Origin of the sequence: Syntrophotalea carbinolica DSM 2380, from assembly GCF_000012885.1 — a bacterium.
Taxonomy (GTDB): Bacteria; Desulfobacterota; Desulfuromonadia; order Desulfuromonadales; family Syntrophotaleaceae; genus Syntrophotalea; species Syntrophotalea carbinolica.
The window spans coordinates 2,398,417-2,417,737 of record NC_007498.2 but is presented as its reverse complement, the minus strand read 5'-3'; the positions used below and the strand labels follow the sequence as shown (position 1 = coordinate 2,417,737).

General features: G+C 55.0%; 17 protein-coding genes and 2 riboswitches. Of the genes, 14 read left to right on the top strand and 3 right to left on the bottom strand.

The features are described 5' to 3' along the window. Nucleotides 1-58: 58 nt before the first annotated feature. From mog to PCAR_RS11385, 4 genes are all read left to right on the top strand, one after another. Nucleotides 59-598, top strand: coding sequence for a molybdopterin adenylyltransferase (mog, locus tag PCAR_RS11400; RefSeq protein WP_011341826.1), 540 nt, complete (start codon nucleotides 59-61; stop codon nucleotides 596-598). Nucleotides 599-778: 180 nt separating this feature from the next. Next, a complete protein-coding gene (locus PCAR_RS11395) occupies nucleotides 779-2,374 on the top strand; it encodes an SLC13 family permease (protein WP_011341825.1) in 1,596 nt (531 codons plus the stop codon). Nucleotides 2,375-2,680: 306 nt separating this feature from the next. Beyond that, nucleotides 2,681-4,822, top strand: a complete 2,142-nt coding sequence (gene rlmKL, locus PCAR_RS11390; protein WP_011341824.1) for a bifunctional 23S rRNA (guanine(2069)-N(7))-methyltransferase RlmK/23S rRNA (guanine(2445)-N(2))-methyltransferase RlmL — start codon at nucleotides 2,681-2,683, stop codon at nucleotides 4,820-4,822. 352 nt (nucleotides 4,823-5,174) lie between these two features. Further along, nucleotides 5,175-6,191 carry a TPM domain-containing protein gene (locus PCAR_RS11385; protein ID WP_011341823.1) on the top strand — a complete coding sequence of 339 codons (1,017 nt, stop codon included), beginning with the start codon at nucleotides 5,175-5,177 and terminating at the stop codon, nucleotides 6,189-6,191. A gap of 208 nt (nucleotides 6,192-6,399) precedes the next feature. Here PCAR_RS11385 and PCAR_RS11380 read toward each other — a convergent pair whose 3' ends face one another. Then, a complete protein-coding gene (locus PCAR_RS11380; protein WP_011341822.1) occupies nucleotides 6,400-6,966 on the bottom strand; it encodes a manganese efflux pump MntP in 567 nt (188 codons plus the stop codon). 351 nt (nucleotides 6,967-7,317) lie between these two features. On the opposite strand from PCAR_RS11380, the gene PCAR_RS11375 reads away from it, so the two are divergent. From PCAR_RS11375 to PCAR_RS11360, 4 genes are all read left to right on the top strand, one after another. Next, nucleotides 7,318-8,109, top strand: a complete 792-nt coding sequence (locus PCAR_RS11375) for a DsbC family protein (RefSeq protein WP_052643410.1) — start codon at nucleotides 7,318-7,320, stop codon at nucleotides 8,107-8,109. 667 nt (nucleotides 8,110-8,776) lie between these two features. Then, complete coding sequence (locus PCAR_RS11370) at nucleotides 8,777-9,562, top strand: glucose 1-dehydrogenase (RefSeq protein ID WP_011341819.1); 786 nt, start codon at nucleotides 8,777-8,779, stop codon at nucleotides 9,560-9,562. A gap of 154 nt (nucleotides 9,563-9,716) precedes the next feature. Further along, nucleotides 9,717-10,460 (top strand): SDR family oxidoreductase, encoded by a 744-nt coding sequence (locus PCAR_RS11365; RefSeq protein WP_011341818.1) that lies wholly within the window; start codon nucleotides 9,717-9,719, stop codon nucleotides 10,458-10,460. A gap of 223 nt (nucleotides 10,461-10,683) precedes the next feature. Beyond that, nucleotides 10,684-11,583 carry a histone deacetylase family protein gene (locus PCAR_RS11360; RefSeq protein WP_011341817.1) on the top strand — a complete coding sequence of 300 codons (900 nt, stop codon included), beginning with the start codon at nucleotides 10,684-10,686 and terminating at the stop codon, nucleotides 11,581-11,583. A 187-nt stretch (nucleotides 11,584-11,770) separates the two neighbouring features. On the opposite strand, the gene PCAR_RS17915 is transcribed toward PCAR_RS11360, so the two are convergent. After that, a complete protein-coding gene (locus tag PCAR_RS17915; protein WP_148204337.1) occupies nucleotides 11,771-13,027 on the bottom strand; it encodes a fused MFS/spermidine synthase in 1,257 nt (418 codons plus the stop codon). Nucleotides 13,028-13,059: 32 nt separating this feature from the next. Continuing rightward, nucleotides 13,060-13,983: a hypothetical protein gene (locus PCAR_RS17910; RefSeq protein ID WP_052643406.1), complete on the bottom strand. Its 924-nt coding sequence runs from the start codon at nucleotides 13,981-13,983 to the stop codon at nucleotides 13,060-13,062. Between the two features lie 360 nt (nucleotides 13,984-14,343). Here PCAR_RS17910 and PCAR_RS11350 point away from each other — a divergent pair, with 360 nt between their 5' ends. The 6 genes from PCAR_RS11350 to PCAR_RS11325 all read left to right on the top strand — a co-directional run bounded on the left by PCAR_RS11350 (nucleotide 14,344) and on the right by PCAR_RS11325 (nucleotide 19,287). Then, on the top strand, nucleotides 14,344-14,598 hold the full coding sequence (locus tag PCAR_RS11350) for a GlsB/YeaQ/YmgE family stress response membrane protein (RefSeq protein ID WP_011341816.1): 255 nt from the start codon (nucleotides 14,344-14,346) through the stop codon (nucleotides 14,596-14,598). A 119-nt stretch (nucleotides 14,599-14,717) separates the two neighbouring features. Further along, nucleotides 14,718-15,356: a DUF2959 domain-containing protein gene (locus PCAR_RS11345; RefSeq protein ID WP_011341815.1), complete on the top strand. Its 639-nt coding sequence runs from the start codon at nucleotides 14,718-14,720 to the stop codon at nucleotides 15,354-15,356. Between the two features lie 163 nt (nucleotides 15,357-15,519). Continuing rightward, nucleotides 15,520-15,999, top strand: a complete 480-nt coding sequence (locus PCAR_RS11340; protein ID WP_011341814.1) for a DUF456 domain-containing protein — start codon at nucleotides 15,520-15,522, stop codon at nucleotides 15,997-15,999. Nucleotides 16,000-16,280: 281 nt separating this feature from the next. Then, the gene (locus PCAR_RS11335) at nucleotides 16,281-17,351 is read left to right on the top strand and encodes a hypothetical protein (RefSeq protein WP_011341813.1); all 1,071 of its coding nucleotides are present in this window, start codon (nucleotides 16,281-16,283) and stop codon (nucleotides 17,349-17,351) included. Nucleotides 17,352-17,633: 282 nt separating this feature from the next. Then, a riboswitch (cyclic di-GMP riboswitch) is annotated at nucleotides 17,634-17,716 on the top strand. Between the two features lie 205 nt (nucleotides 17,717-17,921). After that, nucleotides 17,922-18,003: riboswitch (cyclic di-GMP riboswitch) on the top strand. 294 nt (nucleotides 18,004-18,297) lie between these two features. Further along, nucleotides 18,298-18,741, top strand: a complete 444-nt coding sequence (locus PCAR_RS11330; RefSeq protein WP_011341812.1) for a spore coat protein U domain-containing protein — start codon at nucleotides 18,298-18,300, stop codon at nucleotides 18,739-18,741. Between the two features lie 93 nt (nucleotides 18,742-18,834). Beyond that, nucleotides 18,835-19,287 (top strand): spore coat protein U domain-containing protein, encoded by a 453-nt coding sequence (locus PCAR_RS11325; protein WP_041531362.1) that lies wholly within the window; start codon nucleotides 18,835-18,837, stop codon nucleotides 19,285-19,287. Nucleotides 19,288-19,321 lie beyond the last annotated feature (34 nt).

The following is a 19,321-nucleotide window of genomic DNA, read 5'->3' as shown; positions in this document are numbered from 1 at the left end:
AATCTTGCAGCCGATTTTGCTATACTGATCGCTTTCGACCCTGGCAAGGAGGCCAACCATGGCAGAAGATCGCGTTGCCCGCATCGGTATCCTGACCGTTTCCGACCGCGCCAGCACTGGCGTTTATGAAGATCGCGGCGGCCCGGCCATTCGCACCTATTTGGAAGATGTGTTGACTTCACCCTGGGAGGGCGTAGCCCTAATGGTTCCCGATGAGCAGACGGATATCGAGGCAGCCCTGGTGGATTTGTGCGATCGGCAGGGATGTTGCCTGGTCATTACCACCGGCGGCACCGGGCCGGCGTTGCGTGACGTGACCCCCGAAGCGACTAAAACCGTGTGTGGCAAGATGATGCCCGGCTTTGGCGAATTGATGCGGCAGGTGTCGCTGACCAAAGTACCGACCGCCATCCTTTCCCGGCAGACTGCCGGCATCCGTGGAGGCAGTCTGATCATCAATCTTCCCGGTCAGCCCAGGGCTATTGCGGAATGCCTTGATGCGGTGTTTGCCGCGGTGCCGTTGTGCATCGACCTTATCGGCGGTCCTTATCTCACCACCGACGAACAGCGTATCGTGGCGTTTCGGCCCAAAAAATAACCTCAATATTCCGGTATGTGAATACGCCTCGTTTTTTATGTGGCACCGATCCGTCTGGACCATGGAATCCGGTTGGGGGAGAGGCATGCGTGTTTGCTATCTCTGCAGAGCCGGTTTTTTAACTGATGTGTACTATCGGAAGGCAAAAAGCAATGCATGAAAATGTTATGAGGTCATGTAATGAGTGATGCACCCATCGCGTCCGGCGATGATACGCGCGCGCAGCAAACGGTTTCACCCATTCCCAACGGCTTCGGGTCGGCCCCCTGGAGCCGTCGCCGCCTGATCGGCCTGCTGGTCGGGCCGGCGTTGTTCGTGGCCATGCTGGTGATGCCCGGTGCCGAAGATTTACCGCCGCAGGCCCGCAAGATGGCGGCCATCGCCTTGCTGATGGCCACCTGGTGGATGTGCGAGGCCATTCCTATCCCGGCAACCGCCCTGTTGCCGTTGATTCTCATGCCGTTATGCGGTCTGCTTCCCATGCGGGAGGCGGCGGCACCCTATGCCAGCGAGCTGATTTTTCTGTTCATGGGGGGCTTTCTCATCGCCCTGAGCATGCAGCGCTGGAATCTGCATCGACGCATTGCGTTGCTGGTCGTGTGCTGTTTCGGCTTTGCCCCCGACCGGCTGGTGCTGGGGTTTATGGTGGCCAGCGCTGCGCTGTCGGCGTTTGTCTCGAATACGGTAACGGCTTTGATGATGATGCCCATCGGCATGGCGGTGATTCAGCACGTCATTGCCGAGGGACGGCGCAGCGGGCTTGACGAAAACATCGATTTTTCACCACAAAATTTTGCCTTCGGCACCAACCTGATGCTGGGGATCGCTTATGCCTGCTCCATCGGCGGCATCGCTACTCTGATCGGTACGCCGCCCAATACGGTGTTGGCCGGGTATCTGCAGCATACCTACGGTTTCGAGATTACCTTTGCCCGTTGGATGCAGGTCGGCGTGCCGTTGTCGGTGATCATGCTCGGTCTGTGCTGGGTATGGTTGACCCGCTTCGCCAATCCCATGCGCCTGACGCGGGTGCCCGGCGGCAGGGACCTGATCCAGGCGGAGTTGCGTAGCCTGGGGCCGATGTGCCGGGGGGAGATGATCACCGCTGTGGTGTTCGGATTGACGGCTCTGGCGTGGATCCTGCGCGATACGGTGGCCGGATTCTGGCCGGCGCCGGCTATGATCAGCGATGCGGTGATCGGTATGACCGGCGGTTTGCTGCTGTTTGTCGTTCCCGTCAAGCGGCATGGGGAATTCGCTATGAACTGGGAATGGGCGGCCAAACTCCCCTGGGGTATGTTGATTCTGTTCGGCGGCGGCCTGTCGCTGGCCTGCGGGTTTGAAAAGACCGGATTGTCGAGCTGGTTGGCGGGGCGTATCGAACTGTTGAGCGGGGCACCTGTCCTGTTACTGGTGCTGGCGGTTACCGTGCTGATCATCTTTTTGACCGAACTGACTTCCAACACCGCCACTGCGGCTATGGCCATGCCGGTACTTTGTGCGGTGGCCCTGGGCATTGGCGAGAACCCCCTGTTGTTGCTGGTACCTGCCGCGCTGGCCGCATCCTGCGCTTTTATGCTGCCTGTTGCAACTCCGCCCAATGCGATTGTGTTCGGTTCCGGCAATGTTACCATGTCGCAGATGATCAAGAGCGGTTTCGCCCTTAATATCATCGGCATTGTGCTGGTGACCCTGTTGACCTATAGTCTGGTGGTGCCGCTGTTCGGTATCGTTTATGGCCAGGTTCCGGCCTGGACGGGCTGCATGGGCGGATAGTCTTGCCATGATCGGGCATAGCGTATATGCTGCCGGCCTTGTATCGACCGCCCGGTGAAAGGGATGGGGATTTCGATTCCTGGAAAACCGATCTCACGCCCGCTCGCTATGCTCACTTAAGACGCAAAGGCTTAGTTTTAAAGACGATTATAACCTCTCTCGGTGTCTTTGTAGCTTCGCGTGAGACATGGGGTTTTGGTTTTGGAATTAAAAAAATCCTTGGCGTTTCTGCTGTTAAAAACACGCGTTTGATGTGATCTCGCCTATCCCGAAGGCCCTTGAATACCTTTTTTGAAAGTTGATCCGATGGATGCACCCATAAAATTTTTCGCTACCGCGCCCAAGGGCGTTGAACCCCTGTTGGCCGATGAACTGCGGGCGCTTGGCGCCCTTGAAGTGTCCGAAACCCGGGCCGGCGCGTCTTTTCAAGGTTCGCTGGAGACCGCCTATCGTATCTGTCTGTGGTCGCGGCTGGCCAGCCGGGTTCTCATGCCGATTGCCGAATTCAGCGCCGAGGATCCGGATCAGCTGTATGCGGCTGTTGGAGCCGTGCCATGGGAGGAGCATATGACTGCCGCCGGTACCCTGGCCGTCGATGCCCAGCTGCGACGCTCCAAAATCAACCATTCGCGTTTTGCCGCCCTGCGGGTCAAGGATGCTGTGGTCGACCGTTTTCGCGAACGTTTCGATCAACGCCCTTCCATCGATCTGGAACGTCCCGATATCCGGCTCAACCTGCATATCGACCGGGATCAGGCGACCCTGAGTCTCGATCTGTCCGGGGACAGCCTGCACCGGCGCGGTTACCGGGCCGAAGGGGTGCTGGCGCCGCTGAAGGAAAATCTTGCCGCCGCCATTCTGCTGCGTGCCGGTTGGCCGGATGTCGGCGCCCGTGGCGGCGCGTTGGTCGATCCCATGTGCGGTTCGGGCACGCTGGTTATCGAGGCGGCGCTTATCACCGCTGATTGCGCGCCGGGCCTGACCCGACCCTACTGGGGATTTGCCGGCTGGTTGCAGCATCGGGCTGAGGTGTGGGATACCCTGCTGGAGGAAGCCCGTCAGCGCCGCGAGGCAGGTTTGCAACAGTTACCCTGTATGATCGGTTACGACCGCGATCGGAAAGCCATTCGCGCCGCCCGGGAGAATGCCCGCCTGGCCGGCCTCGATGCGCACCTGCGCTTTGAACGGTGTGAGCTTGAGGATCTGCAGGCCGTGCCCGACGCCGGAGAATCCGGTGGCCTGCTTGTGACCAATCCCCCTTACGGGGAACGCCTCGGCGAAGTCGACGAGTTGCGTTCGCTGTATGCATCGCTAGGCGAAAAGCTGCGTACCCACTTCAGTGGCTGGCAGGCTGCGGTCTTTACCGGCAATCCGGAACTGGCCAAACATATCGGCATCCGCGCGCACAAACTCTACAAGCTTTACAACGGTGCTCTGGAGTGTCGCCTGCTGAATTTCGACATTGCCGAACAACGGTTTTTCGGTGCCGATGCACCCCAGGCGCCGCTCAGTGAAGGCGCGATCATGTTTGCCAACCGCCTGCGCAAAAACATCAAGCAGCTGCGGCGCTGGCTTAAAAAAGAGGATGTGACCTGTTACCGGCTTTATGACGCCGACATGCCCGAATACGCCGTGGCCGTGGATATCTACGAAGATCGGGTGCACGTGCAGGAATACCAGGCGCCGGCCTCCGTCGACAGCCGTCAGGCCGAGCGCCGCCTGCGTGAGGTTATGCGGGTCCTTCCCGAGGTGCTGCAGGTCGAACCTGAAGCCATTACCCTTAAGGTGCGGCGTAAACAGAAAGGCTCCAGCCAATACCAGAAGCTCGACCGGTCCGGCGAGCGTTTCGAAGTGCGCGAAGGCAACTGCTGGTTCCTGGTCAACCTGACCGACTACCTCGACACCGGCCTGTTCCTCGATCATCGCCCGACCCGTTTCATGCTGCAGGCCATGGCCGAAGGCAAGAGCTTCCTCAACCTGTTCGCCTATACCGGCACCGCCACCGTGCACGCCGTCAAAGGCGGCGCGGCCACCACCGTCACTGTCGATATGTCGCGCACCTATCTCGACTGGGCGCAGGCCAATCTGCGGCTCAATCAACTGTCCGGACCGCAGCACCGCTTTGTCTGTGCCGACGTGCTGCAGTACCTGGAGCGGGAGCAGGCGCATTACGATCTGATTTTTCTCGACCCGCCGACCTTTTCCACCTCCAAGTCGATGGAAACCACCCTCGATATTCAGCGCGACCATGTGGACATCATTCGCCTTGCGGCAAATCTGCTGACGCCCGGCGGGGTGCTGATTTTTTCCAATAACTTCCGCAAGTTCCGTATGGATTTCGAATCCCTGCCGGAACTGGAGATCGAAAATATCACTGCCGCCACCATTCCACACGATTTTGCCCGCAATCCAAAAATTCATAATTGCTGGCGAATCACCCGGCGTTGAGGCGGATTTTAAAGAAAATCGCTTTATTGCCTCCTTTGTTACCGGCTTTTTCTGTGCCTTTGTGGCTTGAGTCGGGGCAACGAACGGGTACGATAAAGCTTTTTGAATCTCCAAACCTGATGTCTCACGCAAAGCCGCAAAGTCGCAAAGCAAGGCCATATTCTTGTCTAAGACTTGGTTTTCTTTGCGTCTTGGCGTCTTAAGTGAGCGCAGCGAACGGGCGTGAGATCGGTTTTGCATTTCCCAGGGTCGGGGATTGTTTTCGTTATTCGGATGGTTGTAATGCTGTCTTGTCGATCTGATATCGAATCGATTCCGGTCCGTTGAATAACGGTGTCAAAAGGGGAAGGGCATGAAGCGCATACTCTGTTGCATTCTGCTGAGTTTATCGTTGTTGCAGGCGGCCTGCGGGGATCGGTATATCGACGATCGCGCCGGGTTGATGGGATCCGATGAGCAGACGCGGTTGCGGACCTTTCAGGACAAACTGCTGCAGGAACTCGATATCGAATTGCAGGTGGTGGTGCTCGATACCAGCCCCGGCGATCTCGACGATGCGGCAGTGACGCTGTTTGAGAAACGAGGCATCGGCGAACGCACCAAAGGCGCACGCGGAGTGCTGCTGCTGATCGATCCGGCGGGCCGGCAGGTGCGCATGGAGATCGGCTACGATCTGGAGGGCATCTTTCCCGATGCTTTTGTGGGATATATCGAGCAACGCCAGATGGCCCCTTTTTTTGAAGCGGGGCGCATCGGTGCCGGTATCGAGGCGACCGTGGAGCTGGTGGTAGGCAAGGTCCTGGGGGCCATCGACGAAGGCAGCTACGCCCCGGCGGAAGAAGCCGGCGGGCTGGCCCATCTGTCGGGCGGCGCGGGGGCGCGTAGCACCGTTGCTATCGACAGCGGCATACCGGCCAAACCGCGGCTCGACGATGCTTCGGGATTCGCTGCCCAAGCTTCGCCGGAACAGTCCCTGGCGGTTTACCTGGAGGTCTTGCGCGCTCGCGTCAAGGATCCCGAGCTGGGTCTTTATTCCGCTGATACCCGTGCTTTTTTCCGTAAATGGTTGGTGACCGACGCCCAGCAGGATAACGAACGACGTACCCTGGAAGCTCACATCGGGCAGGGACAGGTGTTGCGGCACGATGGGCGGGCGGTGGTGCGCTTTCCCGTAACGGAGAGGGGTGCTGCGCCGTATTTTCTGATCCGCGGGGAGGAAGGCTGGATGCTCGATTTCGCCTCCATGAGCATTCTTGTCGGTTTCAATCATCGCAACCAGTGGCACATGCGCAGCCTCGATCATCCCTTCATGTTTGCTTTCGAAGACTGGCGTTTCGACCAACACGGTTTTCCTCATGCCGGGAATTAATTTTTAGCTAATTTGTTTTTGAATACAATGGATTGAAAGACAGATTTTTACCACAGAGACCACAGAGACCACAGAGACCACAGAGACCACAGAGAAGTTCCACAAAACAATAATTTTATGGCAACAAGGTTTCAAACCCAGGCTTTTGGTTGTCTCCGCGTTCTCTGCGTCCTCTAGAGAGCGAAGCGAACGGGCGGTGGAATCCGGTTTACATCCCCAGCGTATGCTCCCAGAGGATCTTGAGCCCGATGCCGATAAGGATCAGACCGCCGGCGATCTCCACCCGCTGGCCCCAGCGCGCGCCGGCGCGGCGGCCGAGCAGCATGCCGATCACCGTCATGACCCCGGCGATGATGCCGATAATCAATGCCGGGAACCATACCGAGATGCCGACAATGGCCAACGACAGGCCAACCGCCAGCGCATCGATGCTGGTCGCCACGGACAGCATGATCAGCGACATGCCCCGCGTCGGATCATCCCGCGATTCACGGGTTTCTTCATCCTGAAACGCCTCATGAATCATCTTGCCGCCGACACATACCAATAGACCGAAAGCCACCCAGTGATCGTAGGTTTCGATCCACTTCTGCACGGTCAAACCGGCCAGCCAGCCTATGATCGGCATCATGGCCTGAAACAAGCCGAAATGCCAGCCGAGGCGAAACAGATGCCTGCCGGTGAGGCGCTCCAGGGTCAGGCCGCAGCCCAGAGCCACGGCAAAGGCATCCATGGCCAGCGCGAGGGCCAGGCCAAACAGGGTAATCATGTCCATAAATTGTTCCTTGTCGTACGGTATCTCCAGGGTCGGAGGAAAAGGCGGAGAAGCTTTTTCGCCGCCCGTTCGCTTTGCTCGCTCGCGGACACAGAGAAAAGAATGAATACCTATTCCTGCAAATCCAACAGGGGAGAGCAGAATATTCAGGATAACCCCAAACAAAGACTTTACTTGTAATCCTGTTTATCCTGTATATTCCTGTCACAGGAATTTAAAGATTTTCTCTGTGATCTCAGCGCCCTCTGCGGTGATACTTAATTAGATTGGGGCTTGTACTCCGCCGGGCTCCGTTATAACATTGGCCGGCATTGACTGTCATCGGGGGAAACTATGTGGAGAGGATATACCATGAAATTGCTGGTCACTGTTGTTCTTTTGTTCTGCGCTTCGACGGTCTGGGCTTTCCCAAAGGATAGCTGCGGCGAAAAGACCTGTATCGACTGTCATACCCTGAGCAAGGAGGAAGCGAAGTATCTGCTCGATAAACAGGCCGACAAGGTTTTGAATATCGAACCGTCCCAGGTGCAGGCCCTGTGGGTGGTCGAGGTTGAGAAAAAGGGCAAGCGTTACCCCGTCTATATCGACTTCACCAAAAACTTCGTCATGCGCGGCGAAGTGCTCCGTCTCAAAGACGGGGAAAACCTCACCCGGGAACGCATTGCCAGTCTTAATCGGATCGATGTTGCTACCATTCCTCTCGCCGATGCGTTATTGCTCGGCAAAGCTTCGGCCTCCAAAAAAATCATCGTGTTTACCGATCCGCAGTGCAGCTATTGCAAAAAGCTCCATGCCGAGATGAAAAAGGTCGTGAAGCTCGATCCCGACGTGGCCTTCTATATTAAGATGCTGCCTCTCAATATTCATCCCGAAGCTTACATGATCGCCAAGAGCATCGTCTGTAACCGCTCGGTCGCCATGCTCGAGCAGAGCTTCGCAGGCCGCCCGGTACCGCCGCCCGTTTGTCGCGCCGAAGCCGTCGACCAGACCATCGTTCTGGCGCGTAAGTCCGGCATCAATTCGACCCCGACGGTAGTTCTTCCCGACGGCAGGCCCTTTTCCGGTTATCGCGATGCTGCGACATTGCTTAAGATGGTCGGTTCCAAAGTTCAGGTGCCGAAAGAAGTAGGCGATACTGAGTAAAATTCCGCAGATATATGATGAAAAAAACCACCCTTTACGCTGCTATGCCGAGGGTGGTTTTTTTATGCTATCGATTGGATAATTGCACTTACGGATTGAACCCAGGATTGTGATAAGCGAAGTGAATCAAATGGTTATTGATGCGACAGATATCTCAGGTTTGATTCGTATATCTGGTATTCAAACAGTCCCCTGTCCTCTGAGTTGCGGTCAAATACGAAGTTGAGTTGACATGGGTGGCAAAGCAAATCAACTTGGCCAAACCTCATCCTTTGTGTTCCAGACAACCCTTCAGAATTTCGTTTTGGTCGATAGTCGCAGAAAATAGCAGTTGTATCGTTTTTGGCTTAAGCATTGCTATGTATAAGCTGGATAGATCGCACCATGGGACTTGTTATCCTAGTGAGTGTGCATCCGGAAACTCAGGATGCACACAGCGTAGTTTTCATTTGGGAAACGAGTGATTTTTCCCAAGGTCAAGAAAATCGAGCACTTGCGCGGAGGCGTAGTTTTTACGTCGCATCATGGAGCAGGATGCGCAATGGACAGCCTCCGGCTGCCCGTAGGGCGAGGGCCAGGGATGGCCCAAGTCACAAGCAAGTGGGAAGATTGACGCAGAGATTGGGGAAAAGAACCGTTTCCGGATGAAAACTAGTGAGGAGACCATATGAGGCACTTTAGATTACAAGGCACAACGGCAATTGTAACAGGGGCTGGTCGTGGTGTAGGACGTGGTATTGCCATCAGGCTTGCAAAAGACGGAGCGGATGTGGTGGTCAGCGATATCGATTCCGAAGATGTTGATAAGGTTGTGAAGGAAGTTGAGGCTTGTGGACGCAAGTCACTGGGGATCGTTGCGGATGTGACCAAGCGTAAAGAAGTATATGACATGGTTGACGAGGTTGTCGATGAGTTTGGACAACTTGACGCTATGGTGGCCAACGCTGGAATCGCCCAGGTAAAATCAGCTCTTGAGTTGACGGATGAAGACTGGGACAACATCTTTGCCGTTAACGTTAAAGGCGTATTTCTATGCAATCAAGCTGCTGCAAAGCAGATGGTGGAGCAAAAAAGTGGAAAGATCATCAACTGCGCATGCATTGCAGCACATACGGGGCTCGCTATGTTGTCACATTATACCGCCACCAAATTTGCCGTGCGTGGATTTACTCAAGCCTTAGCTAAAGAATTGAGGCCTTTTGGCGTTCAGGTAAATGCATACTGCCCTGGTATCGTAGAAACTGCCATGTGGGATCTTATCAACCAGGAAATGGCGAAAGATCTGGATCTTCCGAATGCTAAGACTCTGAAACAATATTCAGAGCTTATCTCTGCTGGCCGTGCTGTGACTGCTGATGATGTAGCAGCCTTTGTGGCCTATCTTGTTTCGGAGGATTCCGACTATATGACGGGGCAGTCCGTAATGATCGATGGCGGGCTTGTCATGAATTGATGGATTTGTCTCAGACATTGAGGGCGGGCCAGGTCGGTTTTTCCTCTTTTCAGGGCGAAAGCAAGGCAAAAGATTTTATTGATGAAGGAACCCCGGAGAGATGGCCGGCTTGCCTAATCACACTCGACCGGATACCAACCAAGGAGAAAATGCAGTGGGTTACGATATTAACAACAAGACGGTCTTCATCACCGGAGCCAATCGGGGTATCGGCAAAGCCATCGCCGAGGAATTCATAAAACAGGGAGTTGCCAAGGTCTATGCTGCCGTGCGCAACGTGGAGAGTGTTGCTCCACTGGTTGCTTTATACGGAGACAAGGTCGCTCCTATCAAGGTTGATGTGGCGGATGAAGAGACGATCATCGAGGCGGCTAATGCCGCGCAAGACGTGGATGTCGTGATCAACAATGCCGGTGTTTTAAGCATGTCCTCGGTTTTCGATGAGGGTGCCATGGAGGCATTGGCTTTCGAGTTGGATATCAACCTTTTTGGCCTGATGCGCGTCGCGCGGGCTTTTGCCCCGGTACTGAAAGCCAACGGCGGTGGCGCGTTTGTACAACTCAATTCGGTGGGGTCTTTGAAAACAGTGCCGAATATCGCTACCTACTGTACCTCCAAGGCCGCTTGCTATGCGATTACCCAAGCATTGAGAGAGGCCCTCGTCGCGCAGGGAACCCATGTGGTCAGCGTTCATGCGGGACCGATCAATACGGAGATGCTCAATGATACCGGTTACGGAGAGATCGCGGAGCCGCCGTCGCTTGTTGCCAATGGCATCATCGAGGCATTAAAGAAAGGTGAATTTCATGTTTTCCCCGATTCATTGGCCAGGCAGGTCGGTTCCGTTTATGAAGGTTTTGCGGAGAATGTAATAATGGCTTCGGTGACTGAAGACTGATTTTTGTCATTCACATCTTTGGAGACGGATAACAAGGGGGCTGGGCAAGCATATTGTTCAGCCCCCTTGGTCTTTCCGGCCAAGTATCATCGATGCGACACCTTCGTCACGCCGGTGTGGCCTCGGGGCAAGGGCTCGGAGAATGGCCGGCGGTGTGGGATACCCTTTCCGGTCAATATGTTAACAACACTCCCCGACTAAACGCATTACCGGATCAGAACTTATGAAAATTTATTATTTCGATCAACACACTTTTTTTCTTCCCGAAAAGCACCGGTTTCCGGCCTCCAAATACAGCATGCTGCGGCAACGCGTGCTGACGGCAAATGTGGTCCCCCCTGAAAACATGCGAACGCCGGAGCCGGTTTCCGATGCCGATTTACATCGTGCGCACACCGGCGATTATCTGCACAGGTTTGAACATGGCCTGCTGACCAAGGCGGAAATTCGTCTGATTGGACTGCCGTGGTCCCCGGAACTGGTGCAACGCGTAAAATACACGGCTGGTGCGACTGTGGCCGTCTGCCGTCATGCGCTCGATGACGGTGTGGGGCTGTCGCTCGGTGGCGGTACGCATCACGCGTGTTCGGATCACGGTCAGGGTTACTGCCTTTACAACGACGTCGTAGTGGCGGCCCGGGCTCTGCAGGCCGAAGGATCGGTTCGGCGTGTGTTGGTCATCGATTGTGATGTCCACCAGGGGAATGGAACGGCCGAAACTACAACGGGGGATTCGTCCATTTTTACTTTTTCGATTCACGGCGAAAAAAACTTCCCCTACTGCAAGATTCCCGGTGATCTGGATGTAGGATTGCCGGACGGAACGGGGGATGAAGCCTATCTGAGAGCGCTTGATGAGGCGCTGGATATTGCATTATCCAGATCGCGCCCCGACCTTGCCATTTATCTGGCCGGCGTCGATGTGCATGAGAACGATCGCCTCGGCAGGCTTGCGCTCACCAGATCCGGCATCGGTCGGCGGGATGAATCGGTCTTGTCCAAGTGCCGGGAGTCGACTATTCCGGTGGGGGTGGTGATGGCGGGGGGGTACAGCCGCGACCTCTCCAAAATGGTTGAAATCCAGTTGCAAACGGTTCAAATAGCTGCCTCTTTTTCATTATAGGGGAAGTGGCTAGTTTCTCCAGGATTCAGGGAACATTCTACACCTCGAAACGGAGCGGGGCGCTGACCGGTTCCCTTTCGGGGTGTCGTGTAGTGATCTCGGGTTGGGCCGTCAGATACCTGATCGGCCGGAAGAGATATAAAACTATGGGGGTTCGCTTGATAAACCCGTATCCTTGGGACGATTCTCACCATTTCATCAGCAAGATCAGGTTGGAAAACCGGTCGGTCCAGACAATCGGTTGGGTATCGGGTCCGATCGGTTGCCACTGCGGATTGTCTGCCAGGTGCCGGATAGCGGAACCGGGGCGGCCCATGGCGGCATAAATGGACGGCAGCTTGCCCGCCTGATTCGGATCCCGGGAGTTGCCGGAATCCCTGCGGATTATACAACGCAACCCGAATTCCTCGGCGAGACCGGCCATCAGCGGTTCGAGATTCAGATACCGATTGGAGATGTGAAACACCAACAGACCCTGCGTCTGCAGTTTGCTCAGATAGAGAGCGACCGCCTCCCTGGTTATCAGATGGACCGGAATGGCGTCGGAACTGAAGGCGTCCAGCAGAATGATGTTGAATCCCCCCGGTTTGGCCCGTGCAAGCGACAGCCGGCCGTCACCGAGAACCACCTCCAGCGAGCCTTGCGTCCCGGCAAGAAAACCGAAGAATCTTTTGTTGCGGGCAATGCGTTCGACTTCGGGATCGATTTCATAAAAAGTGAAATGTTCCCCGGGATGGGCATAGCTGGCCAGGGCTCCGACCCCGAGGCCGATTATGGCGACGTGGCTTTTGTCTGTGGCGGGATCGGAGTCAACGAAGATGTCGCCTACGGGGCCGCTTGGATGATAGTAGGTCAAAGGTGTGACGCGGCGGTCGGAAGCCAGCCACTGGGATCCATGCACCGTGGTGCCATGATACAGGTAACGGATGCCCGTATTTCCATTGGCCACCACCCGCTTGACGCCGAAAAAATTGCGCGAAGCATAGACCTGGTTTCCCCTGACCAGATCGGCCATATGCGCCATGGTCAGCAGTAAAACGCCGAAGGCCAGGGCGAAACGCCAGCGCCTTTCCTTGAAGCTGAAACAGGCCAGTCCGGTTATGGCAAACAGCAGAAAAAAGACCGGATGATAATTATTTCGCGCCAGGGATTCGGTGAATCGGGACAGCCCGATGACCAAGGCGGCGAGCAGAACGGGGCCGATAATATCGCCGATACGCGCCTTTATCCGGGATTTATCGATGGTAACCTGTGGTAACAGCAGACAGGCCAGCAGCAATCCAAGGGGGTACTCGATAACTCGGTCGAACAGCACAGGGGCCAACAGGGTATTGAAAACACCTCCCAGCACGCCGCCGACAGACATCCAGAGATAAAAACCTGTGAGATGGCGGGGGTGGGGACGGCTTGCGGCAAGTTCGCCATGGCAGAACAGGCTGGCCAAAAAAAACATCCCCAGGTGCAAGGGGATAAGAATCAACTCGGACAGGCGGGTGGACAGGAAAAAAACGGTGCGAAGGCGATGGCTGCAAAAGGCATCAGGCGCACCAGCAGGGCGTGCGGCAGCCATTGTTTTCGGGCAAAGACGAGAATGAAAGTTGTCAGGTACAAGGCCAGCGGGAGAACCCACAGCAAGGGAATGGCAGCCAGATTGGTGGTTATGAAGGTTGTGGTACCCAGCATCAGGCTGGAGGGGATAAAGGCACAGAACAGCCAGAACAGTTGCCGTCGCAAGGCGGGGGAGGGGACAGCCGCCGGGGCTACGGCGGCTGTCTCTCTATCCGCCGCGGTCGCTGTTTTGCGCCGTGACACGAGCCACAGTCGACAGGCACTTACCATGGCGATCAGTACAATATAGCCCATTGACCACCCACGGCTTTGCGCGTCAAGCGAAAGCGATGGCTCGACAAGCAGAGGATAGCCCAGCAGCGCCAGCAGGCTGCCAAAATTGCTCGCGGCATAAAGAAAATAAGGGTCTTCAGCGTCAGGGTGGTCGGTTTGGGAAAACCAGCGTTGCAGTATCGGTGCGCTGCTGGAGACGATAAAAAAAGGCAGGCCGATCCGAAGGGTCAGCTGATAGAGCAGGAAAATCGTCGGATCGTTGTCAGCCGGCGGAAGGGCGGTGCTGTTGAAGGCCAGAGGCAAGGTGAGCAGGCCGCCGAGCATGAGCAGCAGGTGCAGTGCGGACTGGCGGCGACTGCCAAGGTATTTCTCCGACAAGTGGGCATAGCCGTAGCCAAACAGCAACGCCGCCTGAAAAAAGACCATGCAGGCATTCCAGATTGCGGGGGTGCCGCCGTAGAGGGGCAGCAACATTTTGCCTGCCATCGGTTGGATCAAAAAGAGCAGAAACGCGCTGGAAAAAAGGGTAATGGCATACACGATCAGCATATTCGACATGGCCTTTCCGGGGAGATGAGGATGATCTCTTCAGTATAAAGGCCAGGTCCCGCAGAGCAAGCCATCCTCAGCATGCGGGAGAAGGAAAAACTCCCGGATCGGCATCGCCATCCGTGGGCGTTGCGACCGGCCGGGTTTTCTGTAATGGCAGGCAGGGGATGGCATCCTTGCGGTCTTCGAGGGTAAGATATCTGTCGCGATTTGCGCCCCGAAACAAGGCGGGCCTGGATTGACATCCCCCTTTGTTGTGTTTCAGTGAAGAGTATATAAGCTATGTTTCGCAATGTTGGGCGGCGCGGCCAGGCCATAAGGGCGGGAGGCGCCGGACGCTATCTGAACCACTCACCAAGGAGTCGGCGTATGGGTTGGATTGTCACACTGATTATTGGCGGAGTTGTCGGTTGGCTGGCGAGTATTCTCATGAAAACCAATGCCCAGATGGGATTGGTCGCCAACGTGCTGGTGGGCGTGGTGGGGTCGATGCTGGGTTTCTGGATCGCCGGAATATTGGGCATGTCGCCTACCGGCGGCATTCTGCGCTTCCTGGTCGCGATCGGAGGTGCCGTGTTGCTGATCTTCGCCCTGCGCAAGTTCGGTGTCTTCCGTAAGGCATAGCAAGGGGGTGGCCGGTTGCGGCGTTGTCGTAATAAATAGGGACATCGGCCGGATTTTAATGGACAGCCTGGTGAAACAGGCGAAACGTGCGAACAGAAAAACAGGAGAACTTCGTGAACATGAGACTGATTGCTGTTTTCCTCATCGCCTTTGCCCTCGGTGGCTGCAGTAGTCTGTACTACGGTGCTATGGAAAAGGTGGGAATTCATAAGCGCGAGATCATGGTGGATCGTGTCAAGGCGGCACGGGATTCCCAGGATGAAGCGAAACAGCAATTTCTGACGGCCATGGAACAGTTCAAGAGCGTGGTTGATTTTCGGGGAGAGGATCTGGAGAAAGAATACAACCGATTCAACAGCACGTTGCAGGACAGCGAGGCCAGGGCCGCTGAAGTGCGCCGCCGTATTGCTGCGGTCGAGGATGTTTCCCAGGCGCTATTCAAGGAATGGCGAACGGAGATTGAGCAATATTCCAGTGATACGCTGCGCAGTTCCAGTCAGCGAAAGTACGACCTGACACGGAAAAAGTACACCGAACTGATCTCCGCGATGAAGCGGGCCGAGGCCAGGTTGGAACCGGTGTTGGTTCCTTTACGCGATCAGGTTCTGTTCATGAAACACAACCTCAATGCCAGGGCCATTGCCGGTTTGAGCAACGAACTTGCCAGTGTCCAGACGAATGTCGACAGCCTGGTTCGTGACATGGAGCGGGCTATCGCCCAAGCCGATGCGTTTATTGCATCGTTGCAGGCAGAATGAGTCCTGGGCCATCGTCTGAAGTGCTGCCTGGGCAGTGAAAGTCCAAGGTGTATGCAAGGGGGCTGGGCGCTGGTTCGGGATACTGCCGCCATCAATCGGCATTCTTCGCTTGTATCGCTGAATGCCGCAAGGCGTCATAATTGTTTTTAGGGGATATTGCAGAATGACCATTGTTTTATGGAGTCTGGCCGGACTGCTGGTGTTGTCGGGGTTTGCCGGGCTGCTGTTACCGGCGCTGCCGGGGCCACCGCTGCTTTTCGCAGGGCTGCTGTGCGCCGCCTGGGCGGAGGATTTTCTTTATGTGGGCTGGCGCACCCTGGCCCTGCTGGGCGTTCTGGCTCTGCTGGCCGTTGTGGCTGATTTTATCGCCGGGGCTTTTGGCGCAAGGCATTTCGGAGCATCCACCAGGGCCATGGCCGGTGCGGCCATCGGGGCTTTGGTCGGCCTTTTTTTCGGCCTGCCGGGCCTGCTTCTGGGGCCTTTTTTCGGTGCCATGGCTGGTGAGTTGACTGCGCGCGCCGATCTGCAAGCTGCCAGTCGCGCGGGAATCGGTGCGGTCATCGGCCTGGCCGTGGGCACCGCTGCTAAAATGGCCCTGGCTGTCGCCATGCTCGGTGTTTTTCTGGCTGTCCGGCTACTTTGACGAGGCGATATGGGCAGACCTGCGTTAATCGAAACACGCCTTGTTTTTTAACATGGCCGTGTTACCACCCCTTCTGTCGTAAACTGAAAAAATTTGCTGATTTTGTATTTTTATCTAAAGAATTATTTCTGAATGCCGATATGGTGGATGGCGGGTGTATATTCAGGATCCTGATGTGCCGAGCCTTACGGTGGCAGTTGCGGGTACATGATGACAGTGGAGAGTGTTTCTACCTGTCGATCAGGACTTTGACAATGGCTTGAAAAAGTTTAAGGGATATCATGGCATTGCGGATAAAAGCAGGACGGTTTATTGGCCAGATTCTGGTGGATGGAGGTTTCGTTTCTTCACGCGACCTTCATCGTGCGCTCGAAGAACAGAAGTCGACCAATGAACTTCTAGGCCAGGTGCTTACCCGAATGGGAGTGGTCGACCCTGCCGATCTCAAGGTGGCGCTTTCGGTACAGGATCATCTTGCCAGTCTCAAAGATGCGGTCAAGATGGCGGCCGGTATGCGCCGTATGCTGGGGGCCCTGCTTTTGCAGGCCGGGCACATCAACGAAGCGCAGTTGGAAGAGGCTCTCGCCGAGCAGAAAAGGACCGGCGAAAAACTCGGTGACGTGTTTGTGCGGCTTGGTTTTTTGAGCAAGCGGCAGCTTGACGCCCTGCTCGATTTTCAGCGCGTGCAAGGTGCGACGGAAATGGCTGCCGGACCGCTCCGCCTCGGCGATATTCTTGTTTCGGCAGGGCACCTTTCACGTGGTCAGCTGCAGGACGCGCTGAAAAAACAGAAAATCTCCAGGAAAAAACTTGGCGAGATCCTTGTCGATGAAGGGTATGTCCAGCTCCGGCAGGTCAAACAGGGAATCTGCCTTCAGCAGAAGTTATTGACAGCCGTACTGAGCGCTATTCTGGCGTTTACCGCCGTCCACGATGCCGATGCAGGAAAAATCCCCGCTTCCCGGTCGGGCGGTGCCGAACTGAGGGTCAGTGCCACCGTTTTACCCTTTGCCGCTTTGAAAGTATCCAATCGTTCCCAGGTTCTGCGGGTTACTGAAGCGGATATTTCCCGCGGGTATATTGATGTGTCGGAGGGATCCTCTATCGAGGTACGAAGCAATTCCAGGGATGGTTATTATCTTTCCTTTGAGTGTTTCGAGTCGGCCGTTAAGCAGGTGCGCGTGGACGGGTTGGGGAAACCGGCGGTTTTCGGCGGTGGCTCGGGCGTTGTCCCCATGTCGATGGATGCCAGGATGGTCAGTATGCAGCTCAGTTACCGGTTTATCCTTTCTGATGAAATTCACGCAGGTGTGTATCCCTGGCCGCTGACCGTTGCGGTTACTCCCATGTAGGTATTTTGTAAATTGTGTTGATTTTTTTTTTAAGCCCTGCTATTTTTCCCTTCGCCTGACCATTTTTGTCCCGCGGTGTGACACAAAATGCCCCATTTATTTCATCGATACATTTTCTCATTTTTAGGTTTCTTTTGTAAGTATCTGTAAATAGAAGGGAAAGTTCTTTGTTGGTGTATTTTTATCATTTGTCACGGTTTTGGCATATCTTTCGCTTAAGTTAATAATCTCTCAATCGAACCTGTTCTCAGGATTGAGATGTAGATAGCAAAAAGCAGTACTCTCCGATAAGAGCACAGCCAGATTCTTCTGGTGTCGCAAAGTCACGGGTTCGCTTTTAAAGAGCGGATGGCCGGTCTGCCGAAGAGAGTGTGATTGTCAGCTGTTTCTGTATTTGTCTGACGATTAACGCCCGCTTTCGGTTGAAGGCGGGCGTTTCTATATTGTGAAACGGATCATTTTTTTCGGTTTTTTTTAAAGCCAGGGAGGGCAATGCGAACCATCCATAGTGTCAGGGCGGTAACCATGGATGGATACAGAAGGTTTTTTAGAAGATAAATACAGACCTGATTCCGATAAGGGCAAAACTGGAGTAATCCAGTGACGCAAAGCTGCGGGTGCGTGGGAAACCACGGATAGCCGGGCTACCGAAGAGCTGATGGAGGAGGGGCAACTCGAATATTTTCGGATATTTGATTTATAAGCGTTCATCTCCATTGTCGGGATGGACGTTTTTTTTTACGCAATGGACATAGACAGCGGTGGCGTAGCGGTTTGCCGATGGGGCATGGAGTAAAACTGCCGCGCAGGGTGGATCTTATAGATGCAGGTTTTGGTTTATACAAGCCTTTAATTTATAAGGTTTTTGTCGGCTCGTAGTGAAAACTGAGAATTTTTAACCTGGTAACTTTAACAAACAATCAATCAACATCAAGGAGGCAACAACATGAAAAAAATTGTAGCAATCGCTTTAGCAGCAGCATTTACGGTTGTGGCGGGAACAGCCATGGCGGCGGATACCGCGGATCTCGACGTTACCGCAACAGTCATTTCTTCCTGCAGCATGACCGGTGGCACCCTGGCTTTCGGTAATCTGGATCCCACCAATGCGGTGGAAGTTACAGCGTCTTCAACTGCCGTAACCGTAACCTGCACCAACGGTACCGCCTATACCCTGTCCGGGGATGATGGTGATCACGCCGTCGCGGGTCAGAAGTACCTGGACAACGGTACCAGCACTATCCCTTATTCGGTCAGCATTCCTGCAGGCGGTACCGGTACCGGTGCAGCTGTTGGGGTTACCATCGACGGTACCATCGCTGCGAACTCCTATAACACGGCAACGGCCGGCACGTATACCGATACGATTTTGTTGTCGGTCAATCCTTAGTTGTTGTGACTTGTCGCATGCGAGGACGGTCCCTTCGGCGGGCGTCCTCGCATGCATTTTTCGTCTTCCCCTTTTCCAATGCATGGATTTTCGATGGCGCTACGCAGAGTCCTGATATTCATGATCCTCGTTCTGGCGGTTGCCGTTCCGGGACATGCCGCATCCAGTGGAAACCTGGCTGTCTCCGCTTATATTACGAGTTGGGGAGCCTGCTGGGTTTCGGGAACGGAGGACATCGCTTTCGGCGCCCTCGATCCGCTTGATCCGCAAAATGTTCAGGCCACCGGTAGTGTCAATGTCACATGTTTTGGTTTTTCCAGCAATTTTACGGTGGGTGTTACCCAGCTGACCCCATCGCCCCTCTATCTCGAAAATGGCGCCAATTCCATCCCCTACACCCTGGATTTGCCCACCAGCGGCAGCGGTGTGGTGGGTTTTTTTGGAGCGGTGAGTGTCCCGGTCACGGCGCATATTCAGGGCAGCGATTATCGATTTGCTCCGGCGGGTTCCTATGTGGATACTGTCAGGGTCGAGATCAATCCTTAAAAACCTGTTTTGCAGATTTTTGACAATCGGATAA